Here is a 1,331-nt window from a genome sequence, read left to right as displayed (position 1 = left end):
GGACACCTTCTGTCATTGGGTGCGGGACTGCAAGGTAGATCGACTTGGGGTTCATGCTTCTGTCCGTGATCGACGCGTGGTCGTCACATGATGCGGTCGGAAAAATCAGGGTAGCCGATCTCGAAAACGGCGTTGATCGCCAAAGCGTCCAGCGGCTTGTCCCTGACCATCGTCCCCTCGCCGGTCACCCGCAGGGGACCTCTACGTAGCTGAGTATCCGGGCATCTTTTCTCTCCTCGAAGGCTATGCCGGCTGGCCGTACCTGAAGTCGGCTTCATCGACCCACATCCGGTGCAGAATGATGCCAAGCTTGCGGGCGAGCGCGACCTTGGCGCGCTTCGCGCTGCGGCGCTTGGCGATATTCATTGCCCAGGCCTTGATCTTCGACCATTTCGCCACGCGCGTCATCAGAACGTGCGCTGCCTCGAACAGAGCGACCCTGACCGCCGGATCACCGGCACGACTGATCCCGCCGTTCCGATCTATCTCGCCCGATTGATATTTTCGCGGCGTCAGGCCGAAGCAGGGACCGACTGACTTGGACGATCGAAAGCGGGCAGGATTATCGACCGCGGCACGGTAGGTAAGCGCGACAATCGCGCCAACGCCTGGCGCGGTCATGAGCCTCCGGCATACGGCGTCGGTGCGAACGATATCCCGGACCTGCCCATCCAGGACAGCCAGCTGCGCGCGTAATACTTGGCGCACAACGAGCAAGGGTTCCATGATGGAGGCAAGCGTTGCATTGCCCGAGACTATGTCGCGGACGGCATCATCCCAACGGCCCCGCAGCAGTCGGCCGAGGCGCAGGCCGAAACCCTTCAACAACCCGCGTACGCTATTCTCGATGTCCTTCTGCCGGCGCATCAATGTCGACCGCGCGGCCAGCAACGTACGCTGCTCGCGGGCGGGAATGGTCTTGACGTGCACCGGCCTGAACCAGCCCGAGCGCAATAGCTGGGCCATACCCCGGGCGTCGTTGCGGTCCGTCTTCATGACCATCGCCGACAGCGCAGCGCGGACCTGCCGGGTCTCCATCAGAACCGGCTCAATCCCTGCGTCCTGGAGGCCGCGAAAAAGCCATTCCGAAAGCGGTCCGGCCTCGAAGCCGACCAGTTCGAGTTCAGCGCTGTAGGGGGCCAGGCAATGGGCGATCGCCTCCGGATCGCTAATCGTCACTGCTTCCAACAGAATATTGCCACCGGCGTCGATCACGCAAATCGCCGTCTTATCCATAGAAACATCAAGCGCGGCATAGGCAGTCATGGCTTTCCTCCTCGATAGGGGATGCTCAATATGGGGCGAATCGCACCCAATGACCGCATCTCGAA

At 61.5% G+C, this 1,331-nt stretch carries 1 protein-coding gene; it reads right to left on the bottom strand.

The genetic code is table 11. The annotated features are described in order from the left end of the window. Nucleotides 1-243: 243 nt before the first annotated feature. Nucleotides 244-1,266, bottom strand: a complete 1,023-nt coding sequence (locus tag SAB01S_RS17900) for an IS110 family RNA-guided transposase (RefSeq protein ID WP_008832424.1) — start codon at nucleotides 1,264-1,266, stop codon at nucleotides 244-246. Nucleotides 1,267-1,331: the final 65 nt, after the last annotated feature.

This window comes from Sphingobium abikonense NBRC 16140 (assembly GCF_001598335.1).
GTDB lineage: Bacteria > Pseudomonadota > Alphaproteobacteria > Sphingomonadales > Sphingomonadaceae > Sphingobium > Sphingobium abikonense.
This window is presented reverse-complemented; position numbering and strand designations above follow the sequence as displayed.

Coding starts and splice junctions, on each gene's coding strand:
- SAB01S_RS17900 (WP_008832424.1), bottom strand. CDS start 1,266: ATGACTGCCTATGCCGCGCTTGATGTTTCTATGGATAAGACGGCGATT.